The sequence below is a fragment of the Streptococcus cristatus genome (assembly GCF_001578775.1).
GTDB lineage: Bacteria > Bacillota > Bacilli > Lactobacillales > Streptococcaceae > Streptococcus > Streptococcus cristatus_A.
Window position 1 is genome coordinate 1 of sequence record NZ_KQ969065.1, and the last position, 21,880, is coordinate 21,880.

A 21,880-nucleotide genomic window follows, 5' to 3' on the forward strand; every position below is an offset into this window, starting at 1 on the left:
TCAGATTACAAATCTCCTAGAGAGTTTTTACAAGGTGGCTAACTTAGACTTGAAATTTGGCATCTTTTCTTCCAAACCCCTCTAAAACTACCTATAAATCAATAACTTAAAAGGGAAAGGTAACCTCTCCCTACCTCTCCCCTATCCACTATATCACCGTGCTGCTAAAGTCTATTAATGCTCTAGCTACAATTAAATTCATTCAAATATACTCAAACTAGTATAATACACAGTCCAATCAATCACATAAAGAAATTTACTTCAGCTTTCTATTAGAGGTTAAAAAGAAATTACTTTATGTCTCATTCATAAGCGGTAACAAGTAGCACTCTTCCCCTTCTTTTCGTTTCTCCAGACCTTTAACAGCTAATTGAAGGAGATCAGCTGCAAATGATTGAATAGAGTCTTGATCCGCTTGTGTTAACTCGATTTGCGAATACTTTCTGCGCAGCCTTTTATAGTTACGCCCCTCTAATTTGAAGAAATCACAATCTTTAAGATAAGCGGTCACTTCCTCAAGATTAGCCAACAATCCCAAATGAAAAGCTGCTGGTGCAAAGGTCCTATCGAGAGGCTGAGCACAAGTGCTCCTAAATTCGATCGTTCCCCGCGTTGTCAAATCTTGGTACTGATAGCTTCTGTGATTACAAAAATCATCTGCATAGGGGATTATTAGGCTTTCCTTGCCACTTAAATTGTATCCCTTGATTTGCTCCTGCTTTAGATACTCTCCAGCTACGATAGGAGGAAAATAATAGGTTTCACCCTCTCGCTCAACATTGAAAATGGCTGTATGATTTAAATAATTGAAAAAATCTTCCTCATCTTTGAAATCATGGGAATTAACACCGACATTTTCTACTAACAAGCCATGCATGGACTCTTCCCAGAAGCGGTCTCTCGAGATTCTAGTGTTGAAATCTTCTGTAAGTAATTCTGAATTGGCAAAAAGATAAGCTTTGGCAGCCTCGATTTGATTAAAGGCGTTAATTACCTGTATGAAATTTGCCCGTGAAACATCTAACTGTACCTGGCTCCCACAGATATAGCTACCATAATCAGGATGGCGATGGAAGAAATCTTCTCCAATTTTCTCACTCAAAGCTAGATATTGCATTAACATTTGATAGCGGGGATATTTAACAGGACCATTATCATTCTCCTTCCAGAATGGATGTAAACCATGTCCCTGAAGCTCATGATGACTTTTGCGCAAAATCTTTTGAATGGTGTCTAGGTAATGATTAAAGCGTCTTTCGACTTCCTGAATCGTTTTCGCTTTTTCAAATGCAAATTCTAAAATATTGTAAGACACTTCAAAAAGTATCCGATCTTCGCTATCTGAAGCTTTTAACTGGATAGGATTGCCCTCTGAATCCCTTCTTTCTACGATAAAGCCATAGTCTGAATTCAGCCTTACTAACAGCTCCTTTGTTACACGAGTATCTGTCGCTCCTCCCTGAAGATTCACAATTGGAAATTCTAACTCAATCCCAATGTATAAGTCTGGATTCTCTTTTATATTGGCTAAATAACGTTCTTTCAAAATAGCAATTGAATCTTGCATCTCTTCTCCTTCCCTCTCTAAGTCCTTTTCTTTTTCCACTTAAAACTCAAAAACGCCTGCTTACGAAATTGTTTTTCACTAAAAGCAATTTCGTAAACAAGCGTCTACCCTTTCATCATGATGATGAGTGTTCCCGCTAGGAAAATTCCTAGCGGTAGACCAGAGCTAGACTAAGAGCATAAGAACTCCATCATCATAACACTCAACAAAATTGATAAAAATTATACTAATTCAATAATTGCCATTGGCGCAGCATCCCCACGGCGTGGTTCAGTCTTAAGAATACGAGTGTATCCACCATTGCGCTCAGCATAGCGAGGTGCCAATTCAGAGAATAATTTTTGAAGAGCTGTAGTTGTAGTGTACTTGTTAGTCTCTTCATTGTAGTTTTCTGATGCAATTTCGTTACGTACAAAAGCTGCTGCTTGACGACGAGCATGCAAGTCACCACGTTTACCAAGAGTAATCATTTTTTCAACTGTTTTACGGATTTCTTTAGCACGAGCTTCAGTTGTTACGATTGATTCATTGATAATCAAGTCAGTAGTCAAATCACGAAGCATTGCTTTACGTTGTGAGCTAGTGCGTCCTAGTTTACGGTAAGCCATGTATTCCTCCTTTATTTATCATTTCTTAACCCAAGACCAAGGTCAGCAAGTTTAACTTTAACTTCTTCAAGACTCTTGCGGCCCAAGTTACGAACTTTCATCATTTCAGGCTCAGATTTTTCTGTCAAATCAAAGACAGTATTAATTCCTGCGCGTTTCAGACAGTTGTATGAACGAACTGATAGATCCAATTCTTCAATTGTACGTTCCAAAATGCGATCATCTGAAGATTTCTCTGCTTCCTTCATCACATCAGTTGAAATAGCAACTTCTGTTAAATCTGTAAAGAGGTTCAGATGCTCTGTCAGGATACGAGCTGATAGTCCCAAAGCGTCTTCGGGAATAATCGTTCCATTCGTTAAAATTTCAAGGGTAAGTTTATCAAAACCATCGTTGCTACCAACACGAGCTGGTTCAACCTGGTAATTTACTTTTGTCACGGGCGTATAGATAGAATCTACCGCAAGTGTGCCTACTGGTGCATCATCTTTTTTATTTTCGTCAGCTGGCACATATCCACGACCGCTATTCACAGCCATTTTCGCTTTAAAGCGAGCACCTTCACTGATTGTAAAGAGATAATGATCAGGGTTTACAATTTCGATATCACTGTCTGTCAAAATATCTCCAGCAGTTACTTCTGCAGGACCTTCAACATCCAATTCAATCATCTTTTCGTCTTGGACGTAAGATTTTACAGCAATCCCCTTGATGTTCAGAATAATCTGCATAACATCTTCACGGACCCCAGAAATCGTATCAAATTCGTGCAATACTCCTTCAATGTTGATAGAAGTCACTGCTGCACCTGGAAGTGAGGCGAGAAGTACACGACGAAGCGAATTTCCAAGTGTTGTACCGTAACCGCGTTCTAGCGGCTCAACTACAAACTTGCCATAATTTTTATTTTCATCAATTTTTGTTATATTTGGTTTTTCAAACTCAATCATTTAGTTAACTCCCTCTTAAACGAAAAGCAGTGTAATTGTTTATGATTATACACGGCGACGTTTTGGAGGACGAGCACCATTGTGTGGCACAGGAGTCACATCACGAATAGCAGTTACTTCCAGACCAGCTGCAGCAAGTGCACGAATAGCTGACTCACGACCAGAACCTGGACCTTTAACTGTAACTTCAACTGATTTAAGACCGTGTTCTTGTGCAGACTTAGCAGCTGCTTCAGATGCCATTTGGGCAGCAAATGGTGTAGATTTACGAGAACCTTTGAAACCAAGAGCTCCAGCAGATGACCAAGCAATCGCATTACCATGCACATCAGTAATCATAACAATAGTGTTATTAAATGTAGCGTGAATATGTGCAATACCAGATTCGATATTTTTCTTCACACGACGTTTACGTGTTGGTTTAGCCAAGACTTTTACCTCCTATATTATTTTTTCTTACCTGCAATCGCAACGGCTTTACCTTTACGAGTACGAGCATTGTTTTTAGTGTTTTGTCCACGGACAGGAAGTCCACGACGGTGACGGATACCACGGTATGAACCGATTTCCATCAAACGTTTGATGTTAAGGTTTACTTCACGACGAAGGTCACCTTCAACCTTGATTGCATCCACTTCGCGACGGATAGCGTCTTCTTGATCTGATGTCAAATCTTTGACACGGATGTCTTCTGAGATTCCAGCAGCAGCCAAAATTTTCTTAGAAGTTGGAAGTCCGATACCATACACGTAAGTAAGTGAAACGACTACACGTTTGTCATTTGGAATGTCAACTCCAGCAATACGAGCCATGTTTTCTCCTTTCTATCTTATCCTTGACGTTGTTTGTGTTTTGGATTTGCTGGGCAAATTACCATAACACGGCCATTACGACGAATAACTTTACAGTATTCGCAAATTGGTTTGACCGATGGTCTTACTTTCATTTCTTATCCCTCCAAGTTTTTCGATTATTTAAAGCGGTAAGTGATCCGTCCACGTGTCAAATCATAAGGACTCATCTCGACAGTAACACGATCTCCCGCTAAAATACGAATATAGTTTTTACGAATTTTACCAGAAACTGTTGCTAAAATCTGATGTCCATTTTCAAGTTCAACCGTAAACATTGCGTTCGGCATCGTATCAACTACTTTGCCTTCGACTTCAATCACATCGTCTTTTGCCACGCAAAAGCACCTCCCTAAATTTCGATAGATTCCTCTGAGCACAGAGGTAACAATTATAAGTCAGACTAGTTCATTGTATCACTACTTGTCAAATATTGCAAGCGGGAAAAACGCTTTTATTTTAAATTTGACAAGACTTTTTCGATATCTGAGAAGACTGCCTCAATCTCTTGATTGCCCTGAATGTCGTGAACGAGTCCTTGAGCACGGTAATGATCAATAATTGGTTGGCCTTGAGCGATATTAACATCCAAACGACGTTTTACTGTTTCAGGTTTGTCGTCTTCACGTTGATAGTAATCTTCTTCTTTGTAATCCACTGGTGGGTTGAAAACTTTGTGGAAGGTTTCCCCTGTTTCGCGGTGGATAATTCGTCCACTCAAACGTTCTAACAAACTATCTGGATTTACTTCGATATTGATAACTGCGTCAAGTTGGATACCCAGATCTGCAAGGATTTGATCCAAGGCGTGAGCTTGATCAATTGTCCGTGGATAACCGTCCAACAAGAAACCAGTTTCTTTAATATCATCTTGTGCCAAGCGCTCTTTCACGATTCCGTTTGTCACTTCATCTGGCACCAACTCACCTTTAGAAATGTAGGATTTCGCTAAAACACCCATTTCTGTTTCATTGGCCATAGCAGCACGGAACATATCCCCAGTTGAAATATGTGCCACGTGGAATTGTTCCACAATTTTGGCTGCTTGTGTTCCCTTGCCTGCGCCTGGCAAGCCCATAATCAAAAGATTCATGTTTTGTCTCCTTTTTTGTTTTTAAAGCAATCTATTAAAACACTTAATAAACTTTTTTAAAAACAAAATAGAAGGTTGACTAAGTCAACCTATTTCTATTCTGTTGTAGTATCCATAAATCCGACATACTTACGCTTCAGAAGGTAACCTTCCAACTGCTTCATTCCTTCAATACCAGTCGAAATGATGATAAGAAGACTAGTTCCTCCAAGAGCAACTGCATCGGTCAGACCAAAAAGATCTTTGGCTAGGATCGGAATGATTGTGATAATTCCTAAGAATAGTGAGCCAACTGTCGCCAAACGGCGAAGCAATTTAGACATATATTCTTCCGTTCCCTTACCTGGACGAACACCTGGGATGTAGGCTCCACTCTTTTGTAAATTCTCTGCTGTCTTTTCAGGATTAATTTGTACAAATGTATAAAAGAAAGTAAAGAGAATAATCAACAGAGCATAGGTAAACATACCACTGATGGTTGTAGTCGCCAGAAGCGCCTGCGCCGTCCGAACCCATGATGCGTTATAGCCCATAGCACTTACAAATTGGAAGATAGCTGCTGGAGCAGCTGTAATCGAACTTGCAAAGATAACTGGAATAACACCAGCAGGATTCACTTTTAACGGTAGGTAGGAACTTGAAGGTGCACCTTGAGCAATCTTCGTATATTGAATTGGAATTTTGTACTCAGCTTGTTGCACAAAGGTTGTGAAATAGATAATCACCAAAACCGCAACAATTAAAATCCCAACGAAAATCAAAGACGAATTGAGTCGATCGCTCGGGATATTAACAAAGTAATCTTCATAGATTCCTTTGATCATACCAGGAATACCAGATACAATCCCTGCAAAGATAATCATGGATACACCATTACCATAACCCTTATCCGTGATTTGCTCTCCTAACCAGGTCACAATAACTGAACCTGTCGTGAGGAGGGCACCAATCAAAAGATAGGTTTGCCAATTTGGATTCGCTACTAGTTTGGTTCTTGACAAAGTCGCAAATCCAGCTGTAATCCCGATGGATTGGACAAAGGCCAATACCAGAGAAATATAGCGAGTTGCTTGATTAAGCTTTCTCCGTCCTACTTCCCCTTGCTTGCCCCACTCTACAAATTTTGGAAGCAAATCCATTTGCAAGAGCTGAACCACGATTGAAGCCGTGATATAGGGACTAACCCCAAGAGCAAAAACAGAGAAGTTACGCATGGCATTCCCAGAAACCAAACTAAGCATGTTTAAGAAAGGTAAATCACTTAAACTGTTCAATGCTTTCGCATTAATTCCTGGAACTGTTATGGTTGTACCAATACGGAAAACTAAGATGATGAACAGTGTGAACAAAATCTTAGACCGTACTTGTTTTATTTTAAGTGCGTCTTTTAATAGCTTGAAAAACATAGGTCACCTCTCTTAGATGACTTCGACTGAACCACCTTTAGCAGTGATAGCTTCTTCAGCTGATTTAGAGAATTTAGCTGCTTTAACAGTCAACTTCTTAGTCAATTCTCCGTTACCAAGAATCTTAACACCAGATTTTTCAGCTTTTACAATACCTGCTTCGATGAGAACAACTGGAGTTACTTCTGCACCATCTTCAAAGACATTTAATTGGTCAAGGTTAACAATCGCGTATTCTTTACGGTTTACATTCAAGAAACCACGTTTTGGTACACGACGGAACAATGGAGTTTGTCCACCTTCAAAACCAAGACGAACACCGCCACCGCTACGTGCTTTTTGACCTTTTTGACCGCGACCAGAAGTTTTACCGTTACCTGATGAAGTACCGCGACCAACACGGTTGCGAACTTTACGTGAACCTGCAGCAGGTTGTAATTCATGAAGTTTCATTATTTTTTCTCCTCTTTTGTAAAATGCTAGCGCTCGTACCAGAGAAAAGGTGTCTCTGATACAAACTCGCCTATACATATATTTAGTTTTAGGGGCTGAGAAAATTCTCAAATCCCCTAATGTATCTTAATAAAAGTTTTTCAGCTAAGGCTTACTTAACTTCTTCAACAGTTACCAAGTGAGATACAGCAGTGATCATACCGCGTACCGCTGGATTGTCTTCTTTGATAACTGAGCTGTTCAATTTGCCAAGTCCAAGTGCTACAACAGTTTTACGTTGTGACGGGATGCGTCCGATTGGAGACTTAGTCAAAGTAATTTTAATTTGAGCCATGAGTTCCCCTTTCTTAAGCCAAGTCAGAAACTGAAATACCACGAAGGGCAGCAACTTCTTCAGCGCGTTTCAATTGTTTCAAGCCTTCAACAGTTGCGCGAACGATGTTGATTGGAGTGTTTGAACCAAGTGATTTAGATGTAACATCTGCCACACCTGCCAATTCGATGACGGCACGAACAGCACCACCAGCAGCAACTCCAGAACCTTCAACAGCTGGCTTAAGCAATACTTTCGCTCCACCAAATTCTGAAAGAACTTCGTGAGGAATAGTTGTACCAACCATTGGAACTTCGATCAAGTTTTTCTTCGCATCTTCAACTGCTTTACGGATAGCTTCTGGTACTTCTTGAGCTTTACCAGTACCGAAACCAACACGACCGTTGCGGTCACCAACTACTACAAGAGCTGCAAAACGAAGACGACGTCCACCTTTAACAACTTTAGTAACACGGTTGACTGCAACTAAGCGTTCTTCAAGTTCAACTGCATTGTCTTTAAATGCCATTTTCTAGTGTCCTCCCTATTAGAATTTCAATCCGTTTTCACGAGCTGCATCAGCCAAAGCTTTTACACGTCCGTGATAGAGATATCCACCGCGGTCAAACACCACTTCAGAAATACCTTTAGCAACTGCACGTTCTGCAACGAGTTTACCTACAACAACGGCTTGTTCAGTTTTAGTTCCTTTTGAAACTTCTTTGTCAAGAGTTGAAGCGCTTGCGAGCGTTACACCCGCTACGTCATCAATCACTTGAGCGTAGATGCCTGTATTAGAACGGAATACGTTCAAACGTGGGCGATCAGCAGTTCCAGAGAGTTTTCCGCGAACGCGACGGTGGCGTTTTTGGCGGATTTTATTTTTATCTGGTTTCGTAATCACAATTTTCACCTCTTATTTTTATTGACGTGCCTTAGCACAAAATCGGAAAATAAATTGGCTGGCTGAAATGATCAGCCAATCAATATTATTTACCAGTTTTACCTTCTTTGCGGCGAACGAATTCACCAACGTAACGGATACCTTTACCTTTATATGGTTCTGGTGCACGAAGGCTACGTACATAAGCAGCTGTTTGTCCAACTGCTTCTTTTGAAATTCCGCTAACAACGATTGTTGTTGGGTTAGGAAGTTCAAAAGTAATTCCTTCTGGAGCTTCAACTTCGTCTGGATGAGATTTACCAACAGCCAAAACAAGTTTAGAGCCTTGAAGTTGTGCACGGTAACCAACCCCACGCATTTCAAGTTCTTTCTTGAATCCTTCTGATACTCCAACAACCATGTTGTTCAAAAGGGCACGAGTAGTTCCGTGGATTGTTTTCATTTCTTTTGAATCGTTTGGACGGTGAAGAGTTACTTCAGTTCCTTCCACACGGATTTCAATATCTTTTGAGAACTCGCGAGTCAGTTCTCCTTTAGGTCCTTTTACAGTTACAACGTTGTCATTGTTAGTGATTTCAACACCAGCAGGCAACACGATAACTTTATTACCAATACGTGACATGTTTATTTTCTCCTGTTAAATTGTCAGGCCGCAAGCGACCAGTTTTCACGGGGCTTAAATCGATTTCTCGATTTAAAGGAACATTTAGGTTTCAATTTTAAAGTGAATCTAGGCTTCGTCTCGCAAGCATAACTTTGGGTTAGGCAAGAGACGATAACAAAGAGCCACAAAGAAATCGGATGCTAAATATTACCAAACGTAAGCGATAACTTCTCCACCAACGTTCTTTTGGCGTGCTTCTTTATCAGTCAGCAAACCTTCAGATGTTGAAAGGATAGCAATTCCAAGTCCGTTAAGAACTTTTGGAAGGTCTTCGCGTTTCTTGTAAACACGTAGACCTGGTTTTGAAACACGTTTCAAACCAGTGATAACTTTTTCACCATTTTGTCCGTACTTAAGGAATACACGGATGATGCCTTGTTTGTCATCTTCGATGATTTCAACGTTTTTTACAAAACCTTCACGCTTCAGGATTTCAGCAATCCCTTTTTTGATGTTTGATGCAGGTACTTCAAGTACTTCGTGGTTCGCTTGATTAGCGTTACGGATACGAGTCAAAAAGTCTGCAATTGGGTCAGTCATAACCATTTTATATTTCTCCTCTTACTAGTAGTTTGCAAGTTGCACTTGCTAGTTAATGATTGAGCTGGGCTCAGATAGTATTGACACATTCAAATGAGATAACTCTTATTTGAACACGAGCTACAACCTAGGCAAAAAAGATAGATTTGTTTTGGAGCATCGCTCCTACACCCAAATCTCCTATTTTTGCTGTGGTTGTTACGCTCTTTGTATCATGATATTACCAAGATGCTTTTGTTACACCAGGAATTTGTCCTTTGTATGCTAATTCACGGAAGCAAACACGGCAAAGTTTAAACTTGCGGTAAACTGAATGTGGACGGCCACATTTTTCACAACGAGTATAAGCTTGCGTAGAGAACTTCGCTGGGCGTTTGTTCTTAGCAATCATTGATTTTTTAGCCATTTGTTTTACCTCCTATATTATTTTGCAAAAGGCATTCCAAGGCCTGTAAGCAATGCACGTGACTCTTCGTCAGTGTTAGCAGTTGTTACGATAACGATATCAAGACCGCGAGTCTTATCAACGTCATCAAAGTTGATTTCTGGGAAGATCAGTTGTTCTTTCACACCAAGTGTGTAGTTCCCGCGTCCATCAAATGATTTTGTTGGAACACCATGGAAATCACGTACACGTGGAAGTGATACAGTAACCAATTTATCCAAGAACTCATACATACGTTCGCCACGAAGGGTTACTTTAGCACCGATCGCTACACCTTCACGAAGACGGAAGCCGGCGATTGATTTTTTAGCTTTAGTGATAAGTGGTTTTTGACCTGAGATAAGAGCCAATTCTTCAGCAGCTTTTTCAAGGTTTTTAGCGTTTGATACAGCGTCACCGACACCCATATTCAAAACGATTTTATCCACTTTTGGCACAGCCATAACAGATGAGTAGTTGAACTTTTCAGTCAAAGCAGGTACTACTTCATTAAGATATTTTTCTTTTAAACGATTTGCCATTATACTTCTCCTTTCCTTCGTGATTAGTCAAGCACTTCGCCTGATTTTTTGTTGTATCGAACTTTTTTGCCGTCTACAAACTTGTAACCAACGCGTCCTGCAACACCATTTTTGTCAAGAACTTGAACGTTTGACGCATGGATTGGTGCTTCTTTTTCTACGATAGCACCTTGAGGGTTTTCGCTATTTGGTTTTTGGTGCTTCTTAACAAGGTTAACACCTTCAACAACTACTTTGTTTACTTTTGGAAGAGCTGCAACAACAAGTGCTTCAACACCCTTGTCCTTACCAGCAATTACGCGAACTTTGTCGCCTTTTTTTACAAACATTATTAGGTTTCTCCTTTAATTTCTTACGCCCATGAGGGCACCCTGGAAAACTTCCAGGGGACTTGTTTGATTTTAGATTAAAGTACTTCTGGAGCCAATGATACGATCTTCATGAAGCCACCGTCACGCAATTCGCGAGCAACTGGGCCGAAGATACGAGTTCCGCGAGGAGTTTTGTCTTCACGGATGATGACTGCAGCGTTTTCGTCGAATTTGATGTATGAACCATCTTTACGACGAGCACCTGATTTAGTACGAACGATAACCGCTTTTACAACGTCACCTTTTTTAACCGCACCACCAGGAGTAGCTTGTTTTACAGATGCAACGATGACATCACCGATGTTGGCGAACTTACGTCCTGAACCACCAAGAACTTTGATTGTCAGGATTTCGCGAGCACCGCTGTTGTCAGCAACTTTCAAACGAGTTTCTGTTTGAATCATTTAAGTTTTCTCCTTTCTGGTTTGATTAGATGATAACCGCTTCTTCAACAACTTCTACAAGACGGAAGCGTTTTGTAGCTGAAAGCGGACGAGTTTCCATGATACGAACGATATCGCCTTCTTTGGCAACATTGTTTTCATCATGTGCTTTGTACTTCTTAGAGTATTTAATACGCTTACCATAGACTGGGTGGTTACGTTTTGTTTCAACTACAACTGTGATTGTCTTATCCATCTTGTCAGAAACGACGCGTCCGACGAGGGTTTTACGTTGATTACGTTCCATTTTAGAATTTCTCCTTTCCCAAGTCTATTATTTAACTTCTGATTGAACAGTTTTGATACGTGCGATTTGTTTTTTCACTTCTTTCAAACGCGCTGTCTGCTCCAATTGACCAGTAGCGGCTTGGAAACGAAGGTCAAACAATTCTTTCTTCAATTCATTTTCACGCTTCGCAAGTTCTTCTTGAGAAAGACCACGAAGTTCTTTAACAAAATCTTGAATTTCTTTAAGTTTCATGCTTTCTCCTTATTCTGCTTCACGCTTTACGAATTTACATTTAACTGGCAATTTGTGGCTTGCAAGACGAAGAGCTTCACGAGCGATTTCTTCTGATACGCCAGCGATTTCAAACATCACTTTACCACGTTTAACTGGTGCTACCCAACCTTCTGGAGCCCCTTTACCAGATCCCATCCGTACACCGATTGCTTTTGCAGTGTATGATTTGTGTGGGAAGATTTTGATCCAAACTTTACCACCACGTTTCATGTAACGAGTCATAGCGATACGGGCAGCTTCAATTTGACGGTTAGTGATCCAGTGGCTAGTAGTTGCTTGAAGACCATATTCTCCAAAAGTTACTTCTTTACCACCTTTAGCTTCACCACGCATTTTTCCGCGGAATTCGCGACGGTGTTTAACACGTTTAGGTACTAACATTGGTTATTTACCTCCTTTAGTGTTTTTACGAGCTGGAAGAACTTCACCACGGTAGATCCATACTTTAACACCAAGTTTACCGTAAGTAGTATCAGCTTCTTCCCAAGCGTAATCAATATCCGCACGAAGTGTGTGAAGCGGAACAGTCCCTTCAGAGTATCCTTCGCTACGGGCGATATCTGCACCGTTCAAACGACCTGAAACCTGAGTTTTGATTCCTTTAGCTCCTGCACGCATTGCACGTTGGATTGCTTGTTTTTGAGCACGACGGAAAGCAACACGTTGCTCCAATTGACGAGCAATTCCTTCACCAACAAGGTGAGCATCCAAATCTGGAGATTTGATCTCGATGATGTTGATGTGTACTTGTTTTCCAGTCAATTTGTTAAGTTTTGCACGAAGTGCATCAACGTTAGCTCCACCTTTACCGATAACCATACCTGGTTTAGCAGTGTGAAGTGAAACGTTAACTTTGTTTACTGCGCGCTCGATTTCAATAGTTGAAACAGCTGCGTCAGCCAATTCTTTTTGAACGAATTTACGGATTGCAAGATCTTCATGAAGGTAATCCGCGTATTCTTTTTCAGCATACCATTTGGCATCCCAATCACGGATGATGCCGACACGCATACCAATTGGATGTACTTTTTGACCCACGATGTTACCTCCTTATTTTTCTGCAACAACCACAGTGATGTGGCTTGTGCGTTTGTTGATTGGTGAAGCTGAACCTTTAGCACGTGGACGGAAACGTTTCATAGTTGGTCCTTCGTTTGCGAAAGCTTCAGATACTACCAAGTTAGCTTTTTCCAAACCAAAGTTGTTTTCAGCATTAGCGATTGCAGAGATCAATACTTTTTCGATAATGCCAGCAGCTTTGTTTGGAGTGAATTTCAAGATTGCGATTGCGTCAGCGACGTTTTTACCACGGATATTGTCAAGAACTAGACGAGTTTTACGAGGTGAAACACGCACTGTACGAGCCATTGCTTTAGCTGAAGTAATTTCTGCCATTTATGTTCTCCTTATTTTCTACGTGTTTTCTTGTCGTCTGCAGCGTGACCTTTGTAAGTACGAGTTGGTGCAAATTCACCAAGTTTGTGACCTACCATGTCTTCTTGGATGTAAACAGGCACGTGTTTACGTCCGTCATAGACTGCGATTGTGTAACCGATGAAACTTGGGAAAATCGTTGAACGACGTGACCAAGTTTTGATAACTTTTTTCTTTTCGTCGTTAGCTTGAGCTTCAACTTTTTTCATCAAATGCTCATCGACGAAAGGTCCTTTTTTAAGACTGCGTCCCATTTTTATGTTTTCTCCTTTAAAATAAGTACCACAGCGGCCTGCGCTGCTAGGCAGCGCTACCGAGCTGGCGGATAGATTGTTTTAGATTATTTCTCGTTGCGACGACGAACGATAAGTTTGTCAGATTTCGCTTTCTTGTTACGAGTTTTAAGACCAAGAGCAGGTTTGCCCCATGGAGTAGATGGCGCTTTACGACCAACTGGTGCTTTACCTTCACCACCACCGTGTGGGTGATCGTTAGGGTTCATTACAGAACCGCGAACTGTTGGGCGGATACCTTTCCAACGGCTACGTCCTGCTTTACCAAGGTTTACAAGTCCATGTTGTTCGTTTCCGACAACACCAACTGTAGCGCGGCAAGTACCAAGAATCATACGAACTTCGCCTGATTGAAGACGAACAAGAGTGTACTTACCTTCTTGACCCAATACTTGAGCAGAAGCTCCAGCAGCACGGACCAATTCACCACCACGACCTGGTTTCAACTCAATGTTGTGAACCAAAGTACCAACTGGGATGTTAGCAAGTGGAAGTGCGTTACCGACTTTGATATCTGCTTCAGGACCTGAAACGATACGTTGACCTACTTCAAGACCTTTAGGAGCGATGATATATGCCTTCACACCGTCAGTATAGTGAACCAAAGCGATGTTTGCTGAACGGTTTGGATCGTACTCGATAGTTTTAACTACTGCTTCAACAGCATCTTTGTTACGTTTGAAGTCAATCAAACGGTAGTGACGTTTGTGACCGCCGCCTTGGTGGCGAACAGTGATGCGTCCGTTGTTGTTACGACCAGCTTTGCTCTTAAGAGAAACGAGCAAAGATTTTTCTGGAGTGCTAGTAGTGATTTCAGCGAAATCCAAAGAAGTCATATTACGGCGACCGTTTGTTGTTGGTTTATAAACACGAATTCCCACGATATTTCCTCCTTAGATTATTCTGCTTCAGCAGCTCCGAACAACTCGATTGCTTTAGAATCTGCTGTCAGAGTGATGATAGCTTTTTTAGTTTTGTTAGTAAAACCAGTGTAACGTCCAACGCGTTTTGCTTTAGGTTTTACGTTGATAGTGTTGACATTAGCAACTTTAACTCCTTCAAAAGCAGCTTCAACAGCTTGCTTGATCAAAAGTTTGTGAGCGCGAGTGTCTACTTCAAATACGTATTTGCCTGCTTCAAGCTGAGCCATTGAGCTTTCAGTGATGACAGGCTTTTTGATAACGTCATACAAATTCATTATGCAAGAACCTCCTCAATTTTAGAGATAGCTGCTTGAGTAACAAGAAGTTTGTCGCTGTTTGCGATATCAAGAACACTTGCTGTTGTTGCTGTTGCAACTTTAACATTTGGAAGGTTACGTGCTGAAAGTGCAGCAAATTCATTTCCTTCTTCAAGAATAACAAGTACTTTTGTGTCAACGCTCAATGCTGCAAGTACTTTTGCAAACTCAGCAGTTTTTGGAGCTGTAAATGAAAGGCTGTCTACAGCTACGAATTTGTTTTCAGCAACTTTTTCAGAGTAAACTGATTTCAATGCCAATCTACGAACTTTTTGTGGAAGTTTGTAGGCATATGAACGAGGAGTTGGACCGAAGACGATACCACCACCACGCCATTGTGGAGAGCGGATAGAACCTTGACGAGCACGTCCAGTTCCTTTTTGACGCCATGGTTTGCGTCCGCCGCCTGATACTGCAGAACGGTTTTTAACAGCGTGAGTTCCTTGACGGAGGCTAGCGCGTTGGCTGATGATCACGTCGAAGACAACTGATTCGTTTGGTTCAATACCAAAGATTGCGTCGTTAAGAACTACTTCACCAGCTTCTTTACCAGTTTGGTCAAATAATTTTACGTTTGCCATTGTGACTGATTTCCCCTTTCTTTATTATTTACCAGCTTTAACTGCTGATTTGATAGTGATAAGAGATTTCTTAGCACCAGGTACGTTTCCTTTGATCAAGATAACGTTTTTCTCTGGAACAACTTGTACGATTTCAAGATTTTGAATCGTTACACGGTTGCCACCCATACGTCCAGCCAAGTGTTTGTTTTTGAAAACACGGTTTGGCGCAACTGGTCCCATTGAACCAGGACGACGGTGGTAACGTGAACCGTGAGCCATTGGACCACGAGATTGGCCATGGCGTTTGATTACACCTTGGAAACCTTTACCTTTTGAAGTTCCTGTTACATCAACAACATCACCAGCTTCGAATGTATCAACTGTGATTTCCGCACCAACTTCCAAGCCTTCAATGTTTTTGAATTCACGAATGAAGCGCTTAGGAGCCGTGTTAGCTTTCGCTACATGTCCTTTAGCAGGTTTGTTGCTCAATACATCACGAAGGTCATCAAAACCAACTTGAACTGCGTTGTAACCGTCTGTTTCAACTGTTTTCACTTGAAGAACAACGTTTGGAGTTGCTTCAACAACAGTTACAGGGATTAATTCGCCAGCTTCAGTGAAGATTTGAGTCATTCCCACTTTTTTCCCTAAGATTCCTTTTGTCATGAGAAAATGTTTCCTTTTCTATTTTTTTGTCTAAAAAGTTTTTAACGAGCGTTTTTTATGCTCAAAATATCAAGCTTTAGATTAAAGTTTGATTTCTACGTTCACACCACTTGGAAGGTCCAACTTCATCAAAGCGTCAACTGTTTTTTGAGTTGGGTTGATGATGTCGATCAAGCGTTTGTGAGTACGCATTTCAAATTGTTCGCGAGAATCTTTGTATTTGTGAGTCGCACGAATGATTGTGTAGAGGCTACGTTCAGTTGGAAGTGGGATTGGACCCGCAACTTCAGCACCTGTACGTGCAGCAGTTTCTACGATTTTTGCAGCCGCTGTGTCAAGTGTACGATGTTCGTAAGCTTTCAAACGGATGCGGATTTTTTTGTTTGCCATCTTTTTCTCCTTTTTTCGTCTATTTAAGATAATAGGCTAGCTCCACAAGAAAACCGACAGGTGATTGCGTGGCAATGCAACCGAGCGTGTCGCAACCTCTTGCATCAAAGCTACACGCTGCTTTTTCACAGCACCATAGTATCTTAACACAAAGAACCAAGCATTGCAAGGGATTTGAGCAAGTTTTTAAAGATTTTTAGGATAATTTTTTATAAAAACGTTTTCTAAGTGACATATAAGTCTTGTAATCATTTATATAGAAGAAAACTTAGATTATTCTTCCTATTCGTTTGAGTTTTTGCTCAAAAAATAAAAATGCTCACTGACGCACATCAGTGAGATTAAAAATAAAAGATTTGCTTTTAGCTACTTTGTTTTATAACAAAGGGCTGTCCTTTTCGATGCGAAAGCTATTGCCAGTCTGGCAGATGACAAGGTCGGCAGCTGCTAGATAGGGCTGATAAAAGTGCTGATATTGCTCTCGTCGCGCTAAATGCGTCTGCTCTATCCAATCTGGCCTGCGTTCTCGCACAGCCACATCTCTTGCCAAGCGGCGTTCTAACTCGGTCTGATCGTCCGTGTAAAAGCAAATCGACAAATCAAACAAACTTTCAGGCAAAAAGGCAGCCGACATACCTTCTACTATTAAAATCGGCTTTCGGGCTGATAAGCGCAAGCTAGGCGACCAAGCTGTGCCAATGGTCAGAATATCCAGACCAGACTGCAAAGCACAAATATCACGCTCCAGACTACTAAGTTCATGAACGGCTGGAATACAAGCCGTTACTTTTTGATGAGGAAAATCCTTAGAACTGAGCAAATCGCGATACTCTCCAGTAATTACATAAGGATCTGTTTCCAGAAGATTGGTTCGTTCCTCACCCAAGGTTAGCTGAAGTTTTCGAGCAAAAGTTGACTTACCTGAAGCTCCGTGACCAAAAATCCTCAGAGTGTGCTTTTGACCATCAGAAAGGTAGTCTACCAAGCTTTCCAGCAATTTTCCTTCATCAGACATATTCTTTCCCTCAAATGAGGACTCTTAGAAATTTCTCTTGGAGCGGTTATAGCCGTAGCGCTCGACAAAATCTTCACGAAATTCTAACAGATTATCATCCATAATAGCTTGACGAACCTTCTTCATGAGATTTACCAAGAAGTAGAGGTTGTGATAACTGGTCAAACGGAGACCGAAGGTTTCATCAGCCTTGAGCAGGTGGCGGATATAAGCCCGCGTATAATTGGTACAAGTGTAGCAATCACAGTCGTGATCCAGCGGCGTAAAATCTTCTTCAAACTGGGCATTTTTGACAACCAGACGACCTTCGCTGGTCATGCAGGTGCCGTTTCGGGCAATCCGAGTCGGCAGGACGCAGTCAAACATATCAACGCCACGGATAACACCATCAATCAAGCTATCTGGCGCTCCCACTCCCATGAGATAGCGAGGCTTATTTTCAGGCAGTAGAGGCGTTGTGAAGTCCAGTACCGCATTCATTTCCTCATGAGACTCACCAACAGCCAATCCTCCAATAGAGTAGCCTGGGAAATCCATGCTGACCAAATCTTGAGCAGACTGGCGGCGCAAATCTTCAAAGCCAGCACCCTGTACAATCCCAAAGAGACCTTGGTCGTGTGGCCGAGTGTGGGCCTTGAGTCCACGCTCTGCCCAACGGCTAGTCCGCTCGATAGACTTCTTGACATAGTCATAAGGCTGGTAGAACTGCGGGCACTCATCAAAGGACATCATGATGTCGCTACCTAAGTTATTCTGGATAGAGATAGCCTTTTCTGGCGACAGGAACATCTTGGAACCGTTGAGGTGGTTCTTAAAAGTCACTCCTTCTTCTGTAATGTTGCGACTATCCGCTAGAGAATAAACCTGAAAACCACCACTATCGGTCAGAATAGGCTGGTCCCAGTTCATGAACTTGTGCAAGCCACCTGCACGGGCAATCAGTTCATCGCCCGGCCGCAACCAGAGGTGGTAGGTATTGGCCAAGATGATACCCGAACCCATTTGCTTGAGCTCTTCTGGTGACTGGGTCTTGACCGTAGCCTGAGTGCCGACCGGCATAAACATAGGCGTTGGGAAGGTTCCGTGGGGCGTGATAATCTCCCCCAAACGAGCACCTGTGTGCTTTTCTTTTTTGATCAAACGATACTGAATCGGTGAATCTGACATGTTTCCTCCTGCTGGGAAAGACAGTCCCAGCTATTTTCTTCTATAAAATAAGCGACAGGCGCTTATAAGATACCGTATGATTTTACCAAAAAAAGTCTTGTCTGTCACGATATGTGGTATAATAAAAATCATGAAATGGAGGTCTGTATGAATTTAAGTGAAATCCGTGCACAAGCGCGAGCTATCCGAAATCAAACCAACGGCGTTTTCTCGCTCTTTGCCATTCCAACTCTGGTAACCATTTTATCTACCTATCTGTCTCCCAACCGTCATCTGGAGGAGATTGTTCCCCAGTTGGAGATCAATCAGGCCTTTGTTGTAATTTTTGGTCGTCAAATTTTCCCACAAATCGTAGAATTTATCATCGCTCTACTCTTTTTAGCTGCTAGCTTCAGCATGATAGAAGTCGTTCGGAAAAAACGCGACACGGTTGGCTTTACGGATATTGGTCAAATCTTTTCTGCTGAACTTTTTTCGCCAATTTTTATCACACAACTGACCAAAAGCATTCTCCTCTTGCTGTGGAATTCTATCAGCCTTGTCGGTTCATTTTTCCTTATTTTCAGCAGTTACAAGGTGCTAGCTATTTATGGGAAAATATCCGATGTGTCCCAATTGACAGCTGCTAGTCCTGAAGTGGAGCAAATCGTCAGCTATGCGCCCATGATGTTTCTCGGCACTCTCATTGTCTTGGCTGGTACGGCAGTCTTCCTGATGGCCAACTATGCTTACTCTCAGACCGACTTCATCCTTTATGATCAGCTGAGTACCGGCACCTACCAAGGTCCTTGGCAAGTTCTTGTGCAAAGTAGACGCATGATGAAAGGCTATAAATGGAAACGTTTCTTGCTGGATCTGAGCTTCATCGGCTGGTATATCTTGATTGGTATTACCCTGGGAATCGCTGGGGTTGTGGCCTATCCTTACATCACAACAGCTCGAGTACTCTTTTATGAAAATTTAAAATCACTAGGTAAGTAAAATGAGAGTGGGACAGAAATCGGTAATTCGTTAGAATTCGATTTCGTCGTCCCACCTCCGCACAGTTGAGTAGGGCTGTAAAAGCTGATGAAATCAGCGTAGTAGAGCCCACTCAACCACTGCGCCTTGCTCGACAATCCAAAGACAATTGAGAGGCTAGGACTTTTGTCCCAGCCTCATTTTTTCGTCTAGATTTAACGCAGTTGGACCTTCAACACCAAGGGTAAGTCGCCTGCTACACTCGGTATGAAGAGACGCAAACCCTGGGGCCTTTGTTCCCATTCGAGCGCTTCATCATAGCCTAGTAAGGACACCTCCTCTATGATGCCATGAAAGCGGGACGCGGGATTTTCTCTTTCGTCTGCCAAGGCCTGAATCGTCAGCCACTGATTTACTGCAGGCTCCATCAAAAAGGCATACACCGCTCCGCCCTTGGCCGTGAAACGGAAATCCTGGTTTGTATACGGGATGTTTTTTCCATCCGAAAATGGCCCACTGTCTACTTGTGTCGGACCTTCCCCAAATTGCCTCCACGCGCGTGAATCATAGATCGCTTGACCATTCACTTGGAGCCAAGCCCCGATTTCTCTCAAGATTTCTTGATCTTTTTCTGGAATCGCCCCGTCTCCTTTGGGACCGATATTCAGCAGCAAATTCCCATTTTTGGATACGACATCAATCAAGGTCTGGATGATTTCTTTAGCTGACTTATAGTCAAGGTTCTTTGTGTAGCCCCAAGAATTTCGCGCGATAGCCGTATCCGTCTGCCAAGTGAAAGGCTGGATCTCTGCGAAACCGCCGCGCTCCACTTCCACAATCCCTGCACCAAAAGCCAGCGCATCATGCTTGTAGCAGATACTAGTCGGCTTCCCAGAAGCTGCTCCTAAATTGTAATAATAGGCCGCAAAAAGCTTTATGTGTTCTTTAAAAGCTGCATGTTGAATCCACCAATCAAAATACAAAATCTCAGGCTGGTAATCTCGAACCAGCTCACAGGTACGCAGGAGCCAATCATCTAGAAACTCCTGACTCGGATAAGGCTGACCAAACAAATCATGGTGGTCTGGCTCTGGCATAGCCGGCCAGTAGAGTTCCTCACGACTAACTTCGCTGGCAATGTCACTGGCAAACTCCTTTCCATGTGAAAAGAAAAAATGATGCTCCGCCCGATGGGAGGAAGTACAAAAATGCACTTGCTCTTTTTGAGCTGCCTGACTCAATTCTCCCAAGATGTCACGCTTTGGCCCCATTTCTACACTATTAAAAGGAGAGAGCTGACTGGCATAAAGCTGGAAGCCGTCGTGATGCTCTGCCACTGGAAACATATATTGAGCTCCCGCTTCTTTAAAGAGGCGCAGCCATTCTTCCGCATGAAAATTTTCGGCAGTAAAGAGTGGGATAAAATCCTTGTAGCCGAAATCTTTGTGAGGACCGTAAGTTTTGATATGGCGGCCAAACTCTGCCGTACCCTGGATGTACATATTTCGAGAGTACCACTCGCTCCCAAAGGCAGGAATGCTGTAAAGTCCCCAGTGGATAAAAATCCCAAACTTAGCCCTTTTGAACCAGTGGGGAACTTGATAGGTCGCAAGAGAGTCCCAGTCTGGATAGAAAGGGCCTTGGTTGGCAACTCTTTGAATTTCTTCTAAAGATATTTTCATCGTTACTACCTCATCATTCGATTAAAACGCTTTCTTTTATTGTACTAATTTTTGGAGAAGAAAGAGCCATTTTACAAAAAAATAATCCAAAAACAGCCCTGCTAGCAAACTTTCCCTGTAAAGCAAAGAAAAAGGAACAGCAATTAATTCTGTTCCTTATTTTTATATTGTCAATCGCACTCTGTTCCGTCATAAACATATTCTTCCAAATGTTCGGTGACAGTGATATGATCACCAGGATGGACATGCTGATAATCTTCAAAATATATGATTTTATCCATTCCTGCTTCTATAATAGGGAAGAGAATCGGCTTGCCATTTTTACACACTCGGTACATCTGCCGTCGCTCCGTGGGATTTTCTAGGTAGATACCTCCAGGGTCCTCCGGAAAGACTCCCGGCAGTCTGATGTAGCGGGCAAGCAGGCTGCCATCTTGGTTAAATAATTCTTTTTTAGATAAGTGTGAAGCCATTCTTTTCATCATCAGAGTATTCATCTTTTCTCCTTTTGCCGAAAAGCTGGCAGATCAAGATGTTAGATTTGAGGCTATCAATTCCCTACTCGATAATAGGGATGTAGAGCGGCATATGTAGCATCTTGGCCTACTAAAATGCGTTCTTTCGGATTTTCATTTCCTGTATCAGGAAGTGGAACCCCTATAGGAATCGCTATAAAAGCAGCTGCATCAATCCCTGATTTATGAGCCAAAGTCGCTCCGAACTTGCCTTCAGACGCATGAGTGTTTGTCAAAATGTAGTCGCTTGATTCATTTCCTCTATAAGTATGAGATAGCAAGCCATTATTATCAAAGACT

The 21,880-nt window shown here is 42.0% G+C and carries 35 protein-coding genes and 1 pseudogene; 1 reads left to right on the forward strand and 35 read right to left on the reverse strand.

The genetic code is table 11. The annotated features are described in order from the left end of the window. Positions 1-295: 295 nt before the first annotated feature. The 32 genes from SCRDD08_RS09910 to tgt form a co-directional block, all read right to left on the reverse strand. On the reverse strand, positions 296-1,567 hold the full coding sequence (locus SCRDD08_RS09910; RefSeq protein ID WP_061423539.1) for a glutamate-cysteine ligase family protein: 1,272 nt from the start codon (positions 1,565-1,567) through the stop codon (positions 296-298). 221 nt (positions 1,568-1,788) lie between these two features. After that, complete coding sequence (rplQ, locus tag SCRDD08_RS09915) at positions 1,789-2,175, reverse strand: 50S ribosomal protein L17 (protein ID WP_005591286.1); 387 nt, start codon at positions 2,173-2,175, stop codon at positions 1,789-1,791. An 11-nt stretch (positions 2,176-2,186) separates the two neighbouring features. Beyond that, the gene (locus SCRDD08_RS09920; protein WP_005591287.1) at positions 2,187-3,125 is read right to left on the reverse strand and encodes a DNA-directed RNA polymerase subunit alpha; all 939 of its coding nucleotides are present in this window, start codon (positions 3,123-3,125) and stop codon (positions 2,187-2,189) included. 45 nt (positions 3,126-3,170) lie between these two features. After that, positions 3,171-3,554: a 30S ribosomal protein S11 gene (gene rpsK / locus SCRDD08_RS09925; protein ID WP_001118385.1), complete on the reverse strand. Its 384-nt coding sequence runs from the start codon at positions 3,552-3,554 to the stop codon at positions 3,171-3,173. A gap of 17 nt (positions 3,555-3,571) precedes the next feature. Beyond that, entirely contained in the window at positions 3,572-3,937 is a 366-nt protein-coding gene (gene rpsM / locus SCRDD08_RS09930; protein WP_005591288.1) for a 30S ribosomal protein S13, read from the reverse strand. A 17-nt stretch (positions 3,938-3,954) separates the two neighbouring features. Continuing rightward, positions 3,955-4,071 carry a 50S ribosomal protein L36 gene (rpmJ, locus tag SCRDD08_RS11150; protein ID WP_001808836.1) on the reverse strand — a complete coding sequence of 39 codons (117 nt, stop codon included), beginning with the start codon at positions 4,069-4,071 and terminating at the stop codon, positions 3,955-3,957. 24 nt (positions 4,072-4,095) lie between these two features. Continuing rightward, positions 4,096-4,314 (reverse strand): translation initiation factor IF-1, encoded by a 219-nt coding sequence (infA, locus tag SCRDD08_RS09935; protein WP_001029883.1) that lies wholly within the window; start codon positions 4,312-4,314, stop codon positions 4,096-4,098. A gap of 116 nt (positions 4,315-4,430) precedes the next feature. Then, on the reverse strand, positions 4,431-5,069 hold the full coding sequence (locus SCRDD08_RS09940) for an adenylate kinase (protein ID WP_045498215.1): 639 nt from the start codon (positions 5,067-5,069) through the stop codon (positions 4,431-4,433). A 95-nt stretch (positions 5,070-5,164) separates the two neighbouring features. Continuing rightward, entirely contained in the window at positions 5,165-6,475 is a 1,311-nt protein-coding gene (secY, locus tag SCRDD08_RS09945) for a preprotein translocase subunit SecY (protein WP_005591290.1), read from the reverse strand. A gap of 12 nt (positions 6,476-6,487) precedes the next feature. Further along, positions 6,488-6,928 carry a 50S ribosomal protein L15 gene (gene rplO, locus SCRDD08_RS09950; protein ID WP_045498220.1) on the reverse strand — a complete coding sequence of 147 codons (441 nt, stop codon included), beginning with the start codon at positions 6,926-6,928 and terminating at the stop codon, positions 6,488-6,490. Positions 6,929-7,079: 151 nt separating this feature from the next. Beyond that, positions 7,080-7,262 carry a 50S ribosomal protein L30 gene (gene rpmD, locus SCRDD08_RS09955; protein ID WP_002894509.1) on the reverse strand — a complete coding sequence of 61 codons (183 nt, stop codon included), beginning with the start codon at positions 7,260-7,262 and terminating at the stop codon, positions 7,080-7,082. A 13-nt stretch (positions 7,263-7,275) separates the two neighbouring features. Then, a complete protein-coding gene (rpsE, locus tag SCRDD08_RS09960) occupies positions 7,276-7,770 on the reverse strand; it encodes a 30S ribosomal protein S5 (RefSeq protein WP_005591292.1) in 495 nt (164 codons plus the stop codon). 18 nt (positions 7,771-7,788) lie between these two features. Continuing rightward, positions 7,789-8,145, reverse strand: coding sequence for a 50S ribosomal protein L18 (gene rplR / locus SCRDD08_RS09965; protein WP_009659213.1), 357 nt, complete (start codon positions 8,143-8,145; stop codon positions 7,789-7,791). A gap of 85 nt (positions 8,146-8,230) precedes the next feature. After that, positions 8,231-8,767, reverse strand: coding sequence for a 50S ribosomal protein L6 (gene rplF, locus SCRDD08_RS09970; protein WP_005591293.1), 537 nt, complete (start codon positions 8,765-8,767; stop codon positions 8,231-8,233). Between the two features lie 189 nt (positions 8,768-8,956). Then, entirely contained in the window at positions 8,957-9,355 is a 399-nt protein-coding gene (gene rpsH / locus SCRDD08_RS09975) for a 30S ribosomal protein S8 (RefSeq protein ID WP_002899666.1), read from the reverse strand. A gap of 214 nt (positions 9,356-9,569) precedes the next feature. After that, positions 9,570-9,755, reverse strand: a complete 186-nt coding sequence (locus tag SCRDD08_RS09980) for a type Z 30S ribosomal protein S14 (RefSeq protein ID WP_001085697.1) — start codon at positions 9,753-9,755, stop codon at positions 9,570-9,572. A 17-nt stretch (positions 9,756-9,772) separates the two neighbouring features. Then, a complete protein-coding gene (gene rplE, locus SCRDD08_RS09985) occupies positions 9,773-10,315 on the reverse strand; it encodes a 50S ribosomal protein L5 (protein ID WP_005591294.1) in 543 nt (180 codons plus the stop codon). A gap of 23 nt (positions 10,316-10,338) precedes the next feature. After that, positions 10,339-10,644, reverse strand: a complete 306-nt coding sequence (gene rplX / locus SCRDD08_RS09990) for a 50S ribosomal protein L24 (protein ID WP_005591295.1) — start codon at positions 10,642-10,644, stop codon at positions 10,339-10,341. Between the two features lie 77 nt (positions 10,645-10,721). Next, on the reverse strand, positions 10,722-11,090 hold the full coding sequence (gene rplN / locus SCRDD08_RS09995; RefSeq protein WP_002894494.1) for a 50S ribosomal protein L14: 369 nt from the start codon (positions 11,088-11,090) through the stop codon (positions 10,722-10,724). Between the two features lie 25 nt (positions 11,091-11,115). Next, positions 11,116-11,376, reverse strand: coding sequence for a 30S ribosomal protein S17 (rpsQ, locus tag SCRDD08_RS10000; RefSeq protein ID WP_061423540.1), 261 nt, complete (start codon positions 11,374-11,376; stop codon positions 11,116-11,118). A 27-nt stretch (positions 11,377-11,403) separates the two neighbouring features. Then, positions 11,404-11,610, reverse strand: coding sequence for a 50S ribosomal protein L29 (rpmC, locus tag SCRDD08_RS10005; protein WP_005591297.1), 207 nt, complete (start codon positions 11,608-11,610; stop codon positions 11,404-11,406). Positions 11,611-11,619: 9 nt separating this feature from the next. Continuing rightward, complete coding sequence (gene rplP, locus SCRDD08_RS10010; protein WP_005591298.1) at positions 11,620-12,033, reverse strand: 50S ribosomal protein L16; 414 nt, start codon at positions 12,031-12,033, stop codon at positions 11,620-11,622. 3 nt (positions 12,034-12,036) lie between these two features. Further along, positions 12,037-12,690 carry a 30S ribosomal protein S3 gene (rpsC, locus tag SCRDD08_RS10015; protein WP_005591299.1) on the reverse strand — a complete coding sequence of 218 codons (654 nt, stop codon included), beginning with the start codon at positions 12,688-12,690 and terminating at the stop codon, positions 12,037-12,039. 12 nt (positions 12,691-12,702) lie between these two features. Further along, positions 12,703-13,047 (reverse strand): 50S ribosomal protein L22, encoded by a 345-nt coding sequence (gene rplV, locus SCRDD08_RS10020; protein WP_005591300.1) that lies wholly within the window; start codon positions 13,045-13,047, stop codon positions 12,703-12,705. An 11-nt stretch (positions 13,048-13,058) separates the two neighbouring features. Then, positions 13,059-13,340: a 30S ribosomal protein S19 gene (gene rpsS / locus SCRDD08_RS10025; RefSeq protein ID WP_000533766.1), complete on the reverse strand. Its 282-nt coding sequence runs from the start codon at positions 13,338-13,340 to the stop codon at positions 13,059-13,061. Positions 13,341-13,426: 86 nt separating this feature from the next. Next, entirely contained in the window at positions 13,427-14,260 is an 834-nt protein-coding gene (gene rplB / locus SCRDD08_RS10030; protein WP_002894482.1) for a 50S ribosomal protein L2, read from the reverse strand. A 17-nt stretch (positions 14,261-14,277) separates the two neighbouring features. After that, entirely contained in the window at positions 14,278-14,577 is a 300-nt protein-coding gene (locus SCRDD08_RS10035) for a 50S ribosomal protein L23 (RefSeq protein ID WP_005591301.1), read from the reverse strand. Then, positions 14,577-15,200: a 50S ribosomal protein L4 gene (gene rplD / locus SCRDD08_RS10040; protein WP_061423541.1), complete on the reverse strand. Its 624-nt coding sequence runs from the start codon at positions 15,198-15,200 to the stop codon at positions 14,577-14,579. The genes SCRDD08_RS10035 and rplD overlap by 1 nt, the downstream gene beginning before the upstream one ends. 24 nt (positions 15,201-15,224) lie before the next feature. After that, entirely contained in the window at positions 15,225-15,851 is a 627-nt protein-coding gene (rplC, locus tag SCRDD08_RS10045) for a 50S ribosomal protein L3 (protein WP_045498245.1), read from the reverse strand. A gap of 81 nt (positions 15,852-15,932) precedes the next feature. Further along, entirely contained in the window at positions 15,933-16,241 is a 309-nt protein-coding gene (gene rpsJ, locus SCRDD08_RS10050; RefSeq protein ID WP_005591304.1) for a 30S ribosomal protein S10, read from the reverse strand. Positions 16,242-16,617: 376 nt separating this feature from the next. Next, entirely contained in the window at positions 16,618-17,256 is a 639-nt protein-coding gene (locus SCRDD08_RS10055) for a uridine kinase family protein (protein ID WP_061423542.1), read from the reverse strand. 24 nt (positions 17,257-17,280) lie between these two features. Next, positions 17,281-18,423, reverse strand: a complete 1,143-nt coding sequence (gene tgt, locus SCRDD08_RS10060; RefSeq protein WP_005591306.1) for a tRNA guanosine(34) transglycosylase Tgt — start codon at positions 18,421-18,423, stop codon at positions 17,281-17,283. Positions 18,424-18,570: 147 nt separating this feature from the next. On the opposite strand from tgt, the gene SCRDD08_RS10065 reads away from it, so the two are divergent. Beyond that, positions 18,571-19,404, forward strand: coding sequence for a DUF975 family protein (locus SCRDD08_RS10065; protein ID WP_061423543.1), 834 nt, complete (start codon positions 18,571-18,573; stop codon positions 19,402-19,404). Between the two features lie 194 nt (positions 19,405-19,598). Here SCRDD08_RS10065 and SCRDD08_RS10070 read toward each other — a convergent pair whose 3' ends face one another. The 3 genes and pseudogenes from SCRDD08_RS10070 to SCRDD08_RS10080 all read right to left on the reverse strand — a co-directional run. Beyond that, complete coding sequence (locus tag SCRDD08_RS10070; protein WP_061423544.1) at positions 19,599-21,065, reverse strand: alpha-L-fucosidase; 1,467 nt, start codon at positions 21,063-21,065, stop codon at positions 19,599-19,601. 170 nt (positions 21,066-21,235) lie between these two features. Then, positions 21,236-21,562, reverse strand: coding sequence for a hypothetical protein (locus tag SCRDD08_RS10075; protein WP_061423545.1), 327 nt, complete (start codon positions 21,560-21,562; stop codon positions 21,236-21,238). A gap of 53 nt (positions 21,563-21,615) precedes the next feature. Continuing rightward, positions 21,616-21,880 (reverse strand): annotated as a pseudogene (locus SCRDD08_RS10080) (DUF6287 domain-containing protein); the annotation flags it as partial.